The organism is Acinetobacter sp. PW68 (assembly GCF_020982655.1).
Lineage (GTDB): Bacteria > Pseudomonadota > Gammaproteobacteria > Pseudomonadales > Moraxellaceae > Acinetobacter > Acinetobacter towneri_A.
In genome coordinates this window covers 1,472,425-1,487,215 of the sequence record NZ_JAHZSX010000001.1, presented here as the reverse complement: position 1 = coordinate 1,487,215, position 14,791 = coordinate 1,472,425, and the positions used below count along the sequence as shown (strand labels likewise).

The 14,791-nt window shown below is 37.8% G+C and carries 13 protein-coding genes; 2 read left to right on the top strand and 11 right to left on the bottom strand.

The annotated features are described in order from the left end of the window. The first annotated feature begins 166 nt into the window (after nucleotides 1–166). Nucleotides 167–1,321: an MFS transporter gene (locus tag K1T76_RS07170; RefSeq protein ID WP_230244969.1), complete on the top strand. Its 1,155-nt coding sequence runs from the start codon at nucleotides 167–169 to the stop codon at nucleotides 1,319–1,321. A gap of 112 nt (nucleotides 1,322–1,433) precedes the next feature. Here K1T76_RS07170 and K1T76_RS07165 read toward each other — a convergent pair whose 3' ends face one another. From K1T76_RS07165 to K1T76_RS07155, 4 genes are all read right to left on the bottom strand, one after another. Next, the gene (locus tag K1T76_RS07165; RefSeq protein ID WP_230244967.1) at nucleotides 1,434–2,924 is read right to left on the bottom strand and encodes an amidase; all 1,491 of its coding nucleotides are present in this window, start codon (nucleotides 2,922–2,924) and stop codon (nucleotides 1,434–1,436) included. A 51-nt stretch (nucleotides 2,925–2,975) separates the two neighbouring features. Beyond that, nucleotides 2,976–3,098 (bottom strand): hypothetical protein, encoded by a 123-nt coding sequence (locus K1T76_RS14945; RefSeq protein WP_268259893.1) that lies wholly within the window; start codon nucleotides 3,096–3,098, stop codon nucleotides 2,976–2,978. A 52-nt stretch (nucleotides 3,099–3,150) separates the two neighbouring features. Next, complete coding sequence (locus K1T76_RS14940) at nucleotides 3,151–3,786, bottom strand: GGDEF domain-containing protein (protein ID WP_268259892.1); 636 nt, start codon at nucleotides 3,784–3,786, stop codon at nucleotides 3,151–3,153. Nucleotides 3,787–3,939: 153 nt separating this feature from the next. Further along, nucleotides 3,940–4,335, bottom strand: coding sequence for a hypothetical protein (locus K1T76_RS07155; RefSeq protein ID WP_230244965.1), 396 nt, complete (start codon nucleotides 4,333–4,335; stop codon nucleotides 3,940–3,942). Between the two features lie 305 nt (nucleotides 4,336–4,640). Between K1T76_RS07155 and K1T76_RS07150 the strand changes: the two genes are divergently transcribed. Then, a complete protein-coding gene (locus K1T76_RS07150) occupies nucleotides 4,641–5,123 on the top strand; it encodes a hypothetical protein (RefSeq protein ID WP_070155647.1) in 483 nt (160 codons plus the stop codon). A gap of 484 nt (nucleotides 5,124–5,607) precedes the next feature. Here K1T76_RS07150 and K1T76_RS07145 read toward each other — a convergent pair whose 3' ends face one another. The 7 genes from K1T76_RS07145 to plsB all read right to left on the bottom strand — a co-directional run bounded on the left by K1T76_RS07145 (nucleotide 5,608) and on the right by plsB (nucleotide 14,684). Next, entirely contained in the window at nucleotides 5,608–6,894 is a 1,287-nt protein-coding gene (locus tag K1T76_RS07145) for a mechanosensitive ion channel family protein (protein WP_070155645.1), read from the bottom strand. Nucleotides 6,895–7,170: 276 nt separating this feature from the next. Beyond that, nucleotides 7,171–7,704, bottom strand: a complete 534-nt coding sequence (locus K1T76_RS07140; protein ID WP_230244963.1) for a DUF2058 domain-containing protein — start codon at nucleotides 7,702–7,704, stop codon at nucleotides 7,171–7,173. A gap of 15 nt (nucleotides 7,705–7,719) precedes the next feature. After that, entirely contained in the window at nucleotides 7,720–8,394 is a 675-nt protein-coding gene (locus tag K1T76_RS07135) for a YoaK family protein (RefSeq protein WP_070155643.1), read from the bottom strand. A 37-nt stretch (nucleotides 8,395–8,431) separates the two neighbouring features. Beyond that, complete coding sequence (gene sstT, locus K1T76_RS07130) at nucleotides 8,432–9,628, bottom strand: serine/threonine transporter SstT (RefSeq protein WP_070155641.1); 1,197 nt, start codon at nucleotides 9,626–9,628, stop codon at nucleotides 8,432–8,434. A gap of 212 nt (nucleotides 9,629–9,840) precedes the next feature. Next, nucleotides 9,841–11,565, bottom strand: coding sequence for a SulP family inorganic anion transporter (locus K1T76_RS07125; RefSeq protein WP_230244961.1), 1,725 nt, complete (start codon nucleotides 11,563–11,565; stop codon nucleotides 9,841–9,843). Nucleotides 11,566–11,679: 114 nt separating this feature from the next. Next, the gene (locus K1T76_RS07120; protein WP_230244959.1) at nucleotides 11,680–11,991 is read right to left on the bottom strand and encodes an ArsR/SmtB family transcription factor; all 312 of its coding nucleotides are present in this window, start codon (nucleotides 11,989–11,991) and stop codon (nucleotides 11,680–11,682) included. 188 nt (nucleotides 11,992–12,179) lie between these two features. Then, on the bottom strand, nucleotides 12,180–14,684 hold the full coding sequence (gene plsB, locus K1T76_RS07115) for a glycerol-3-phosphate 1-O-acyltransferase PlsB (RefSeq protein ID WP_230244957.1): 2,505 nt from the start codon (nucleotides 14,682–14,684) through the stop codon (nucleotides 12,180–12,182). Between the last annotated feature and the right edge of the window lie 107 nt (nucleotides 14,685–14,791).

Sequence of the window (14,791 nt, the reverse complement as noted above, 5' to 3'; positions counted from 1 at the left end):
ATATCACCCTGAAAATTTAATTTGATTTTCAGGGTTTTTCGTTTTAATAAGCCAATCACTCAAAACTAAAGTACTACAGTGTTAATATATCGGATTCTTAAAATTTTAGATCAGGTCAGATAATGCACTTGTTTATGTGTTTGAAAAATCAAGGAAATATACATTTATGCAAGCCTTGAATATATCGACACGCTTAGGTGGATTCTACTTTTTCTACTATGCAATTGTTGGGACATTTTTGCCTTTTTGGAGTCTGTATTTAGAAGATCAAGGCTTTAATTATCAAGAAATTGGTGTTTTATCTTCTATTGCTATTTTAACGCGCTTTTTTGCTCCCTTTATTTGGGGGTGGATTGCTGATAAATCAGGCAAACGGATGCTTTTGGTGCGTATCGCAACTTGGATGGAAGCTAGCATTTGGTTGCTGATTTTTATTATTCCGAATAGCTTTCAGTCTGTTGCATTACTCATGCTGATTTTTAGCTTTTTCCAAAACGCAATTTTGGCACAATTTGAAGGCGTGACTTTGTTTTGGTTGGGCGAGCAGCGTGCAGAACTTTATGGCAAAGTGCGTAAATGGGGTTCTATTGGCTTCATTGTCGGGGTTTTTGGTATTGGTGCTATTTTGGAAATTATACCAATTTCCATGTTACCGATGTTGCTCCTCAGCATTTCTTTACTGGCATTTCTATGGTCGTTCAGTATTCAAGAACCAAGCGCGGCACCCATTGCACAAAAACAACTTGAACCTTTATTGCCTATTTTAAAGCGCCCAGTGGTCTATTCATTTTTTATTATTGAATTGATTTTACTGTTTTCGCATGCACCATTTTATAGTTTCTATAGTAATTTTTTAAGTCAGGCAGGCTTTAGCACAAGCCAGATTGGCTTATTGTGGTCTGTCGGGGTGATTGCTGAAATTATAATGTTTGCCTACGCAAGTTTGTTTTTAAAGCGTTGGTCTTGGCGTTCACTGGTTACCGTATGTTTAATTTTAACAGGTTTACGTTGGGTGATTGTCGGTTTATTCCCCTCAGTATTTTTTGCTCAATTTTTTGCACAAAGCATTCATGCCTTTAGCTTTGGCTTATTTCATATCATTGCCATGCGGTTGATTTTTCAAAACTTTTCAGCAGGGCAACAAGGTCGCGGGCAAGCACTTTACAGTACCATGTGGGGTTTAGGTGTCGCAGTAGGGAGTATTTTGGCAGGCTATTATTGGGATATTGTTTCAGGTGAATGGATTTTTATTTTTGCAGGATTATCTACACTCATTGGTCTGTGTTTTATTTGGGGATTGCCAAAACAGTTAGAATCGTAGTCAATGTCGAACGATACCAAACCTTAGTTGGTTGATACCGTTCTTTTATTCAGAAATAGAAGCAAGCAATGTTGGATCAGTATAGTTTGCTTGCATCATGCATATTGTCAAATCAAATACGGATTTTAGCGTATTGATTCCACCACGGTTGAGCCGCTTCTAGTTGTGCAGCCAGTTGTAAAAGTAGATCTTCACGTGCAAAAGGCGCGACAAACTGTGAACCCAATGGTAAATTATCTTTATTCCAATATAACGGAACAGACATTGCAGGCAGCCCTGTAATATTGGCAAGTTGAGTAAATGGCACCCATTTTAGGTTTTCTCTAACCATGCGATCGACCAATTTACCTTGCGCTAACCAATGTGCTTTACCCGCATGTATTAGTGTTTTTAAAATTGGTTTTTGCCATGCAGGAGTTTTCACTTCGCCATTTTTCGGTGCAACTGAAGCGGTTGCAGGGATGAGGTATAAATCATAACGCTCAAAGAATTGATTCATTTGCGCGACGTATACCCCCCAATTATTCAAATTGCGAATGTAATCTACAGATGAGGTTTTTGCGCCAAAGGCAGCCAAAGCCAAAGAATCTAGCTCAAAATTATCGGAATGATTTGGTAGGCGAGTTTGAATTTCAGCAATTAAATAAGCAAATTGGCTAAACCATGTGGTAATGAAATCTTTGGCCAATTGCATGCCATCAATAGTAGGACGGTCTTCAACAACTTCATGCCCTAAAGACTCTAGAAGCTGTACAGTTTTTTGAATGCTGTTGATAGCATCTTGTGAAACAACTGTACCAATTGGAGATTGGGTCGAATACGCGATTCTTAATTTTTTTGGCGCTTGCTGAATTACATCTAAATAACTGCGTTCAGGAGCTTGAATTTTAAACAGTGAATGACCATCTGCACCATGTGTTGCGTCGAGCATTGCTGCGCTGTCACGTACACTTTTACTTAAAATATGTTGCATCGCTGCACCATGCATAGCTTCACTGAGTTGCGGCCCCCATGGTGTGCGTCCACGACTTGGCTTTAAACCAAACAAACCACAGTAAGATGCTGGAATACGAATTGAACCACCGCCATCACTTGCCCCTGCAATTGGGACAATACCTGCTGCAACTGCAGACGCAGAGCCACCTGAAGAACCACCGCTATTATGTTTCAAATTCCAAGGGTTTTTACATGCACCCCAAGCATCTGGCTCAGTAATGCCTTTAATTCCAAATTCAGGCGTGTTAGTACGTCCAAAGGTAACAATGCCGCTATTTTCCCAACGATTTACAATTTCTGCATTTTGTTCTGCAAGATGATGCGCACGTTTTAAACCCAGACAGCCATATGAAGTCGGATAGCCTGCATATTGTTGAAATAAGTCTTTGACTAAAAAGGGCACACCTGCAAATGGACCTGTTAATTCTGTTTGTGTGCGCTGACGTGCATGTTCATGCATGGGAATAATAATGGCATTTAATTGTGGATTCGTTTGTTCGGCACGTGATAATGCAATATCTAATAATTCAGAAGCTTGAACATCCTTTTTGGCAACCAACTCTGCCAAGCCTAAAGCATCATATTGGAGGTATTCTGCAAGTTTCATTTCAATCCTGAAAATCTTTATTGTCAAATTTATGTTGTATGCTATTTTTGTTTAAGAAGCAAGAATGACCCGATTACGACCTCGCATCTTTGCCTGATATAGTGCCTGATCTGCTTGAATAATTAATTCTTGTAAAGGGAGAGTGGTTGGCAATTGAATATGTAACATCCCCATGCTTACTGTAAATCTTATAGGTTCACAGTTTTCTAAATGTAATGATTGATGTTCAATACAACAAGCGAATACGTTCCGCAATACGTTGAGTTTCATTTAAGTTAATATTGTTTAGTAAAATAATGAATTCCTCACCGCCAATACGACAAAATAAATCATGATTACGTAAATTGCCTTTGACTATATGAGATAGATGTTGTAGAGCACAGTCACCCACATAATGTCCATATTGATCATTCAATTTTTTAAAATCGTCGATATCTAACATAATTAAAGACAGTAAATGATTGTCTTTATGCTTTAAAGCTTTTTCACTTAACTGGGTAAAACTGCGGCGGTTAAGTGTTTCAGTTAAACTGTCATGATTTGCCAGATACAATACTTCTCTATACAACTGATTTCGGTTTTGGCTAATCACACATAAAATTAACGTGGCAAGACCTAAAATAATTAAACCCACACGAATAGAAATAATGTTGATTAAATAACTCGAATTCACTTGATCTATAAACAAGCCTGTGACGCTATGATACAGAGTTAAACAGACCAAGCTATTAATCAGTGCCAAATTAAAAAGTTGATAGCTGGCAGCTGCCCAAATTAATGCAGCCAATGGATAAAACAATGCACCTGGTCCATAAAAAATATGGGTGCAGGCGATAGAGATCAGTAATGCAAAAAAGGGCAAGATATCCTGAATTTTGATTTCTTTAACATATTGATTATTTATAAGTTCTTTGAATTTAGACCAGCGTGGGGCAGCCAAAATTAAAGGTAAGACAATTACCGCATTTAAAATTTCACCAGACCACCAAGTAAAAAAATCAATCCAACGATTTTCTTATAACATAAAGGTGTGCGGCAAATTTGGCAGCAGAAGAATGGCAAATAAAGCCCCAAAGAAACAGCCTAAAGTTACAGCAATAATATGTGGATATAGCTCTGACACATTATTATTGCTCGCTGGAAGTTTAGTGCGGGCATAATTAAAGAAAAACAACCCACTAAAAACAGCTACAAAGTTGGAAAGCGTTAAACCTAGCGTCATCAGGAAAGTATTGCCTGTGACCAAATCGGCGCCCATATAGCCAAAAAACGCACCCAAAATTCCACCAAAACTTTTTAAAGATGGAAAGCGAATGAGTAGCCCCAACAAGAGGGCGTTACTTGGCCAAAAAAAAGAAAAGTAGCTAAGTGGGCGAGTAAAAATACCCAATAAACTAGCAAAAAATACCACAATGGCTAGCAGCCCAAAGGCAAATATTTGCTTTTGAGTCGAAGATATAGTTTGCGGTATGCTAAAGTTTTGCAAGTACTAAACTCACTTTTGCAATGGGTTGATAATTAAGAAAAAAACTTGAATGAGTGTGAGGTTCACAACAGAAAGGCGATCATATCAAATAACCACTACCTACAAAGTCGATTAAATGTAAACTGAGTCACACTTTCGTTAAATAAAATTGTTGTGTTATGTTTATGCTTGCAGATTTGGATTAAAAGTATGCTAAGTTGTCTAAACGGTTTATATCTTTAAATAAATGTATGAAAAAAATATATCTAACCACAGTTTTAAGCTTATGTTCTGTCTGTGCGATTGCGAATGAAAATACAACAATACATTCAGCCAAGTTAACGCCAGTAGCAGCAGAAACGACCAATAAATTTCGTGTGGTGACCCGTCCAGAAATTGTGGGGCTGTGGGGCATGCAAATACCAAATAATCGTAAATGTATTGAATATTACAACTTTAAAAGTAATAGCGATGTGGTGATTAAAAGCGGTCAAGAATGGTCTGCGGGCGTATATGATTATCAACCTTCACAAGACCCTGCAAATTCGTTACCTGCTTTAATTTTGCAAGTTAAATATGACAATAATGAAGTGGATTGTTCTGGATATCAGGAAGACCAAACAGGGGACATTTCACAATATTTTGTAAAATGGAAAAATGCGCATACCATTAATTTCTGTAATAATGAAAAAGCAGAACAATGTTTTGCGACGTTGTACCGTGTCCTGCCTTAAACTTTTCATTATTTGCTCTATTAGAGATCTTTTATAAACTCATATCCCTCATCCTCTAGCGAGTGTATTGATCATCATGAGCGTTAAAGCACAAAAGTAGTGAATTTCAATATTTCATTAGACTCATTATTGATGATCATTTTTGGAATCTAGAATCAATTAACAAGAGCGACACATTTTATTGAGTTGAAAAGTTAGGTGAATTCTTAGAATCATTAGACTTTTTCAACCGGCAATGACCTTATTACATAAATTAGGAGCAAGCTGTGATTTAAAGGTTTGAGGAATTTTTATACAATTGAATCATAGTGTTAGATATTTTTTTTCAACAAAGCTCTGTTACAAATAAGACTTTATTTTCTCTTATTAATATATACAAATGTATTTTAATTTAAATGAAAAATTTTATCGTCTTGCTGAAAATAAAACGGCTACCGAGCCATGCAAGCATTTAGCGACACATGGCTCAGCAATAAATCCGTAATTATGCCTCGTCAATTTCTACAGGATTTAGACTTTGGACAGAACTTGCTTTAAATGGTGCAGCAATTTGCTTTAAATCTGAACCCGATGGGGCTTGATACACTTTTAAGCCAAACTCAGGAATAATTGCCAGCAAATGATCAAAAATATCGGATTGAATACTTTCATATTCTTTCCATGCAGTGGTTTTGGTAAAAGCATAAATTTCTAGCGGTAAACCTTCACTGCTCGGCTGTAGTTGGCGAATAATCAATGACTGAGATTGATTAATACCTGGATGTTGTTTCAGATAAAACTCAACATAGGCGCGGAAAGTCCCTAAATTGGTTAAACGGCGCTGGTTGTATTGTGATTGGTTTGCTAACTGCTGATTAAACTGTTCAATTTCTTCATTTTTACTATGCAAATATTGATCCAATAACAAGAATTCTTTCAGTTTGCTTTGTTCTTGTTCAGTCATAAAGTGCACAGAACTTTGATCAATTAAAATGGCACGTTTAATACGTCGGGCACCTGCTTCCTGCATGCCACGCCAGTTTTTAAAGGTATCGGTAATGAGTTTATTGGTTGGAATGGTGGTTAGAGTTTTATCCCAGTTTTGTACGGTAACAGTATGTAATGACATATCAATGACATCACCATCGGCATTTAATGACGGCATTTCAATCCAGTCACCAATCCGTACCATATCGTAGGAAGAAATTTGTACTGAAGCCACCAAAGATAAAATGGTATTTTGGAAAACCAACATCAAGACAGCAGCCATTGCACCAAAACCCGCGAGTAAGGTAAACACATCTTTTTTTAGGAAAGTGCCTAAAATCATGAGGGCACACACCACATAAATAATGAGTTTAACTAACTGCAAATAGCCCTTAATTGGCTTGTTGCGTGATTTAGGATTGCGTTGATAGAACAGGTTAAAAATATTTAAAAATTCAGAAATTGCCAAAGCAATGGTCAGGAATATAAAGGCTTGCGCAGCCATTTGCACAAAGCTTTCTACTTTATCTGATAAGTGCGGCACGGTGGTAATGCCATTCATAATCACGACAGCAGGGACAATATTGGCAATACGACGGATCACGCTATGCTGTGAAATAATTTCGCTATTGGTAAAGGTCATTTTAGAAATGAGTTTACGAATACCACGCACCACAATTTGTTTGGCGATAAAGTTGGCTAAAATTGCCAGTAAAATCACAATACTGAGTGAGGTCAGCATTTCTAACCAAGGGTATTGGTTGAACCATTCCTGAATATTTTGAATTAAATTTAAGTCTTGCAAAAGATCCTCGCTTTAAGGTTACTGTTTTTCGTCTGCATGGCATTGTAAATCTTAGCCTGCAATCCACCTTAATTTTTAATTGATGTCTGAAATTGCTAGATAGTGTATCGACTAAAGTTTAAATTTTAAGGCTGAGTAACTTTTTTGCTACATTTTAATTGTTTGTTTTTACAGTAAGTTTTAACTGAATGTATAGCTCTATTCAAAAAGCCAGTACAGATACTGGCTTTTTGAATAAATACTTAGCGTCAATATTTGCATAAAAATTTGCGTGGCCTACCACATCAAATCATCTGGAATCACATAGGCTGCATATGGATCTTCTTCATCTGTTGTTGCTTCATTTTTCTCGGCATTATTGACAATAATAAAGCCTTCCATTTTGCTATTAATACGTTCAGCGAAAGCTTTCGGTAGGAAGGCATAGCTGTCATTTTCCTTGGCAATCACCAAACTACCTGCCACGAGCGCATTGTAAATTTGTTGATTGATATACACTTTTTTTATTTTGCCGTCTAAAAATTGATAAGCAACTTCACCATCGGTATCACGAATTTTATGCTGATGTATCATTTGCATAATTGCAGCTTTCAATTCTTTTTCCTGTAAAGCTGCTTTCTTTTCTTGCTCAATGGCTTGGTCTTTGGCCAGTTTTTCTTGCTGTGCCTGTGCAATTTTGGCTTTCACTTCAGCATCTTTACTTTCGCCTGTGCGCTGTTCGTGTACGGCTTGTTTAGACAGTTTTTTTGCCTTTTTATTATCGACTAAACCCGCTTTGAGCAATTGTGCCTGTAGTGCATTTTTAACCATGATAATTTCCAAAACTTAATGTTGAAGATGTCGATAGCGAAAATAAATAATCCAATACACCAAACTCAAGCTTAGGCTGAGTCCAGCAGGTACCAGAAAAGAATTCAGTTTAAATGTAGGATAAATGGCTGCAGCGAGCAATCCACCCACAAAGAAACCAAGTAAAATCAGTAAGTGCAAAACAATACGTTTTTTTTCGACTTGTAAGCCTCTGACTCGATAACCGAGAGCTAAGCCTAAATCGGTCAATACCCCAGATAAATGTGTGGTACGGATGATGGTACCTTTATAGTAGCTGACCATGGCATTTTGTATGCCCATGGCGACTGACGCCCAAAGCAGGGCATAACGTGGGAAATAAGGCAATAACACCCAGCAAATTAAAATAAATAATGCCACCAAACTCATGGGTAAACCATAACGCCGCCCTAAGCGAAAATTACTATTTCCTAAAATGACGCCGCTATAAAATGAACCGATGACATAGCACAAAATCACGACAAACAAGAAAATCATCGCTTCTGGTTTCCAGTTGATTAGCGCCATCGCCAAGATACTGACGTTTCCAGTCATGTGTGAAACGGACTGATGTAATACGGTCACCAATCCGAGTACGTTAATAATTCCAGCGTTGACTGCCAGAAAAAAAGCACCAAATTGCACCCAAAGTGGTAAAGTTTGAAAAGGCATAGTCGATGATAGTGTAAGTTTCCTAACGCATTGTATCTTAACTCAAACCGCGGCCAACCGCAGTAGTAAATAGTACATCGGTAGATGAGTTGAGCGCAGTTTCGGTTGAATCTTGCAACACGCTAATGACCATACCAACCGCAACCACTTGCATGGCGATATCTGAAGAAATACCAAATAAGCCACACGCTACAGGGATGAGCAGTAATGAGCCGCCAGCAACACCTGAAGCACCGCAGGCAGACACCGTTGCAACTACAGATAAAATCAGCATGGTGCTAAAATCGACAGAAATCCCGAGGGTGTTTACTGCAGCTAAGGTTAAAACGGTGATGGTGACCGATGCGCCTGCCATGTTAACTGTTGCGCCTAAAGGAATTGCAACACTCGCCGTTGATTCCTGTACACCTAAGCGCTTGGCTAAGTCTAAGTTGACAGGAATGTTGGCTGCAGAACTACGAGTAAAGAATGCGGTAATGCCACTTTCGCGTAAGCATTGAAAAACTAAAGGATAAGGATTGCTGCGGGTCACAAATGCCACCATGATTGGGTTGATGACCAGCGCAACAAAGAACATTGTCCCTAACAAAACTGCCAATAATTGAGCGTAACTAGCTAAGGTGCTCAAGCCTGCATCGGCAAATGTCACGGCAACTAAACCAAAAATTCCGAAAGGCGCAAAGTTAATCACTAAGCGAATGACGCGATTTACTGCATTGGCAGCATCATTGAGCAGTGCTTTGGTGGTATCTGTAGCATGACGAAAAGCAATCCCTAAAGTCACAGCCCAAGCCAAAATACCAATAAAGTTGGCTTCGGCAATAGCAACTACAGGGTTGGCGACAAAACTAAGTAAAAGGTTTTTTAAAATTTCAGCAAGACTGCCTGGCGGGGTTAATTCTGTTTGTGTTGCAACATCTAAAAACAATGTGCTTGGGAAAAGTGTACTTGCAATAACTGCACTGAGTGCAGCTAAGAACATACCAATCGCATACATCAGCATAATTGGTTTGATATAAGCATTGCTGCTTCCGATTTTAAAATTAGCAATCGACGCCATCACCAAAAGAAACACTAAAACTGGCGCAACAGACTTTAGAGCTTTAATAAATAAATCACCCAAAAGACTTAAATAAGGCGCAGATTCTGGGAATAAAATTGCAACAACCACGCCGAGTACAATTGCAATCATAATTCGGGAGACCAAGCTCAAACGCAAAAAAGCTGAAAACATACTAAAACAAGGTAAAGGAAAAGCGGCTATTCTATACTGAAATTCTCATGGGCTTAAAAATAATTTTGATTTAAAAGTTAAGTCTGTATTTTTAAAAGTGATATTTATCAAACTGTTTAAATTTCAGAAAGATAAAAGTACTGATTGATTAAAAAGGATGTATATTGATTATCCGTTTCTAAAGATTAAATTAAAGACCCATTTCTTGCTCTTTAAGTCAGTTCAGGCGCAAGTTCTTGCATGGCTAAATAATGTGACAAATAAACTTTTCCATTTAAATGCTGTAAAAGTTTTGAATGCTGTAATTTGTCCATTACAGGGCCTTTAATTTCTGAAAAATGTAGACAGATATTTAATTTTTCGAGTTCAAGATTTAAATCTTCCAGCATTTCGAGTGCGCTTAAATCAATACTGCTAATACTAGAACAATTCACCACAACATGCTTTAACTCAGGGTTTTGACTGACTTGATTAATAAAAAAGCCTTTTAAAGTATTGGCATTTAAAAAAGTTAGATTTTCGTCAATTCGCATAGAAAGCACATGTGGCGCGGTACGTACTTGATGTCGCTCAATATTACGAAAATGTTGTGTGCCTTCAAGTAAACCAATTACTGCTATATGTGGTCGGCTAATACGCCACAACATTAGAATAAAGGTAGACACTATACCCATAATTAAACCTGTCGAAATATCAATTAACACAACACTAAAGAACGTTACCCACATGGCTAGACCATCGGCTTTGGAATAACGCCAAGTTTCTATAAAAGATTGGAACTCGACCAGTTTCCAAATTGAAACAATAATGGTTGCAGCCAAAACAGCCAGTGGTAAGTCTTGGAAAAATCCCGTGAAGTATAAACTGACAATAACAATCAGGAAGGAGGTGAATATACCTGCCATTGGTGTTTTTGCGCCTGCATCGGCATTGACAACGGTACGTGACAAACTACCCGTGACGGGAAAAGAGGAACTGACACCTGCACCAAGATTGGCTAATCCGAGTGCAATGAGTTCCTGATTGCTATTTAAGTGACTGCGTTGCTGTAAGGCAGTGGCTTGCGCAATAGACAATGACTCTACAAAACTAATCATCGAAATCATGGCTGCGCCTGGCAGAAGTTGGAGAACGAGTTGTGTATTCCATTTAGGGAGTTGAATAGGCGGGAATCCTGAAGGAATTTCTCCCACTGTTTTAATGCCGACCTGTTGCAAATGCAGTGAATAAACCAAAGCAATTGAACCGATCACCAATACCAATGGCAAGGCTTTTAAGAGAAAACCACTACCTCGAACACGTTCACGAATAGCATTACTGTTGATGATTTTAGGCGCATAAATTAGAAATAAAATGGCAGCAACACCCAAGAACACGCTATAAAGATGGGTTTGTCCCACATATTGCCCAAAGCTGTGTAAGAATTCAGGTAAGTTATTGGCTTTAAGGGGGATGTCTAAAACAAATTTAAGCTGCCCAATCGCAATCATTAATGCAGAGGCAATAATGAAGCTTTTAATGACAGGATGGCTAATGAGTTGAATTAAAAAACCGAAACGAAAAACACCTAAAAGTAGTGAAATAATGCCGACCATCAGGGCAAGTAAACAGGCTGCTTGAATATAAGCGGCTGAACCAACTTCAAATAATGGATTGAGCGTCGCAAAGGTCATCATGGAAATAATCGCGACTGGGCCAATGGACAAGGTTGGGCTGCCACCAAACAAGGCGTACATGATCATGGGGATCACGCTTGCATATAAACCCATGACAGGAGGTAAACCTGCAAGCATGGCATAAGCCATCCCTTGAGGTACCAACATGGCTATGACGATAAACGCAGACAACAGGTCAGTTTTAAATGTTTCTGCGTTGTATTTTCGCAGCCATTGCCAAGCAGGTAGTACACGTACCAATAGTGAATTGAAATCTGACATACTAAAATCTAAATCATAAATTCAGATATATTATGAACAAAAAATGCTAAGAAGTCTTTGAGATAGGAGGGAAATTAAATTTTATGAATTTGGCTGATTTATAGGCATCATTATTCAGTCTTGTGGACAATAAAGTGCGTATAGGGTATTAAGAATCTGCACCATTTTGTCATCTTTAATTGAATAAAAAATTTGCTTGCCATCACGACGGGTATTCACTACATCACTTTTACGCAGCATCATTAATTGTTGCGATAACGTAGGCTGATGAATTTGGGTTAACTCTTCAATTTGAGAAACATTTAATTCTTGCTGAGATAAATGACAAAGAATCAAAAGGCGGTCAGTATTCGCCAAAGATTTTAAAATTCCAACAACGGTATCCGCAGATTCGCGCATTGATGTGATTTCAAGCCCATCGTTCATTGTTTATTCTCTTTATTTACAGCTAACCCAATATATTAGGCGGGAGTGGAAGATAAATGATATAACATAAATCATTGGTTATATATGAGAACAATTATGCTTTTTTAAATCATATCAGCCCATCATAAATATAGGGCTGATATTCTAATAAAAAAGTTGATCAAAATGTGGTTGAGTTACAATTAAACCTATTTTTTTATCTGTTCAAAATTTTTTAATTCTTTCTCACTAAATTCACTAGATGCAGTTAACAATTCCTGAATTTCTGGGTTGTACCAAGCAAAACATTCTGACATTTTGGTGCTAAACGTATCATCTAGGCTTATATGTGTTGCATTGTGTTGTAAGATACCTTGTTGATCTAAACTGCTTACAAAACTTTTTAAGGTTGCACTATCAAAATAATAACCAGACTTAAATTGTGCAGAATCTGCAGCGCGTTGTAATATGGTTTTGGCCATTTTTTCCAAAACTTTTAGATTTAAAGGAATGTGTTGGCTATAATGCAGCAAAAGTCCTTGAATCAATACGAAATTATTTAAACTTGGTTTTGCCAGTTCCGCTAAGGCATAGAATTCATGCTGGGTAATTAGGTTCGGCAGTAGTTGTTGATTTGTTTCTGTCATCCAGTTTTGTTGGATAAAATACGCCACAATTTTTTCTATTTCTTGAGCAAGGTCCTGCGGTGCCCATGCCAAGAAAAACTCTTGTTTCAAATATGGATAAATCGCCTGCATTTTTTGCATTAATTCTGCGCGGGATAATACTAAGTTTTGTTCATTAAACTGCTGCACAATTAATGCGACACACGCCGGTAAAATAAAGCAATGTAAAATATTATTGCTAAAATAGCTCAATAAGATTTTTTGGCTTTCAGCGACTCGAATTCGTTCTATATCATCTTCTTTAAAATGCTGCACTTGTTTAAGTTTTAGTGCATATTCAATAATTTCTTGTGGATTTAATTCCGTAATAATCATACGGGGGTCATAACATAATTGTTTGAGCAAATAGCGATATTGTTCAATTCGTCTGAGTAGCTCATCTTGTGTCAAGGCATGCTGATCGGCATTTAATAAAATCAGAGAGATGAGTGCAATTGGATTAATCACTACAGCTTTATTGATATTTTCCAAAATTGCATGCGCAGTATGATCTACCGTATGAATTACAGAGCTCGGTAGTTCGTCATTGATATTCAGTTTTACATCGTGTGCTTGGTTGGCTACTAAAACATCATCTAAAAATACAGGTTCACCAAAGTTGACATAGACCTGACCAAAGACTTTTTCAATTTTACGGGCAGAGTTTAAAATGCCCCATAAAGATTCGGCTTCTTTGGGTTTGCCGTTCAATTCATTTAAATAAGATGTACCTTCAATCAGTTTTTCATAACCAAAATACGTCGGAATAAATGCAATAGGTTTGGTTGCTCCGCGTAAATGACTTTGAATAGTCATCGACAACATGCCTTTTTTCGGTGGTAACAATAAACCTGTGCGTGAGCGTCCACCTTCAATAAAGTATTCAAGTGGGGTGTTGCGTGACAATAAGCTGTGTAAATATTCCTTAAATACTGAGGTGTATAATTCATTGCCGCTAAAAGTACGGCGAATAAAATACGCACCTGCACCACGCATTAATTGACCCACAATTGGTAAATTTAAATTAATACCTGCTGCAATATGCGGCACCATCAAGCCACGATTAAAAATCACATAAGACAGCAGTAAATAGTCGATGTGGCTACGATGACAAGGGGTATAGACAATTTCATAATCTTTAGCGAGTTCACGTACTGTGTCAAAGTGATGCACTTCAATGCCATCATAGAGCTGTGTCCAAAGCTTGGTCAGTGCCAATTCAGCAAAACGCAAAGTCGAATAAGAAAAGTCCGATACAATTTCAGTTAAATAGTTTTTAGCGCGCTTTTCTGCCTCAACCATACTCACTTTTTGTTCGATACTTTCTTTGCGAATAGCTTGTTGTACAGCTTCAGTTTTCATCAAAGTATGAATTAGATTACGGCGGTCAGATAAGTCTGGGCCTAAAATCGCTTCTTTGTATTGATTAAAATTGTGTTCCAGATGTTGCTCAATAAAGTGCGCAGGCGATAAGTGTGGTTGTTGTTGTGTTGCTTGTTCAATAAGCTGACGTAAGGAAATTGCTTTATGAAACTCGATGTAGTTATCACGTGAATAGAGCGAAATATTAATGGTTTGTTTAAGCTTGTTTGGCGTAGACCATGCATCGGCAAATAATGCTTTAAACCAAGAGTCTTCGTATTCGGGTGAACGTCCCCAAAGTACAGTTACGGGAACTAACAACACATCATGTTCAGGATGTTGCTTTAGGGTTTCAATTAAACGAATCAATTTGGCAGAGTAGTGATAAGCACTGTGCTGTGGGTTTTTCTCATGCAAGACCAAAATGGAATCATCTTCCTGGTGCTCGGCAATGATCAAAGGTGCATATACGGAAGGTAAACCCCGAGATTGCGTCTGCTGATCAATCAAGGCGATATTGCTGAGAGAGGCATCTTGCAGCACATAACAAAATTGTGTTTTTTCAGAGCTTTGAGCAATACGATATTCTAATTCTGCAGTCGTGCCTAATACTTGCGGCGTCACAATCTTATTTAAGATTTTTTTAGTGAAATTACGATAAAGCTGACTGTAACGTTTATTAGACATTGCATTCCCTACATTTTGTTATGTGTTGCTATTGTCAAAAAATAAATAGCGAATTTCAAACCCAAGTGCCGATAAAATCGACAGTTAAACTGAGGTTGTCATTGCTT

What these genes read in the sequence shown, in the direction of transcription:
- K1T76_RS07170 (WP_230244969.1), top strand. Translation starts at nt 167, where the DNA reads ATGCAAGCCTTGAATATATCGACACGCTTAGGTGGATTCTACTTTTTC.
- K1T76_RS07165 (WP_230244967.1), bottom strand. Translation starts at nt 2,924, where the DNA reads ATGAAACTTGCAGAATACCTCCAATATGATGCTTTAGGCTTGGCAGAG.
- K1T76_RS14945 (WP_268259893.1), bottom strand. Translation starts at nt 3,098, where the DNA reads ATGGGGATGTTACATATTCAATTGCCAACCACTCTCCCTTTACAAGAA.
- K1T76_RS07150 (WP_070155647.1), top strand. Translation starts at nt 4,641, where the DNA reads ATGAAAAAAATATATCTAACCACAGTTTTAAGCTTATGTTCTGTCTGT.
- K1T76_RS07140 (WP_230244963.1), bottom strand. Translation starts at nt 7,704, where the DNA reads ATGGTTAAAAATGCACTACAGGCACAATTGCTCAAAGCGGGTTTAGTC.
- K1T76_RS07135 (WP_070155643.1), bottom strand. Translation starts at nt 8,394, where the DNA reads ATGCCTTTTCAAACTTTACCACTTTGGGTGCAATTTGGTGCTTTTTTT.
- sstT (WP_070155641.1), bottom strand. Translation starts at nt 9,628, where the DNA reads ATGTTTTCAGCTTTTTTGCGTTTGAGCTTGGTCTCCCGAATTATGATT.
- K1T76_RS07125 (WP_230244961.1), bottom strand. Translation starts at nt 11,565, where the DNA reads ATGTCAGATTTCAATTCACTATTGGTACGTGTACTACCTGCTTGGCAA.
- K1T76_RS07120 (WP_230244959.1), bottom strand. Translation starts at nt 11,991, where the DNA reads ATGAACGATGGGCTTGAAATCACATCAATGCGCGAATCTGCGGATACC.
- plsB (WP_230244957.1), bottom strand. Translation starts at nt 14,684, where the DNA reads ATGTCTAATAAACGTTACAGTCAGCTTTATCGTAATTTCACTAAAAAA.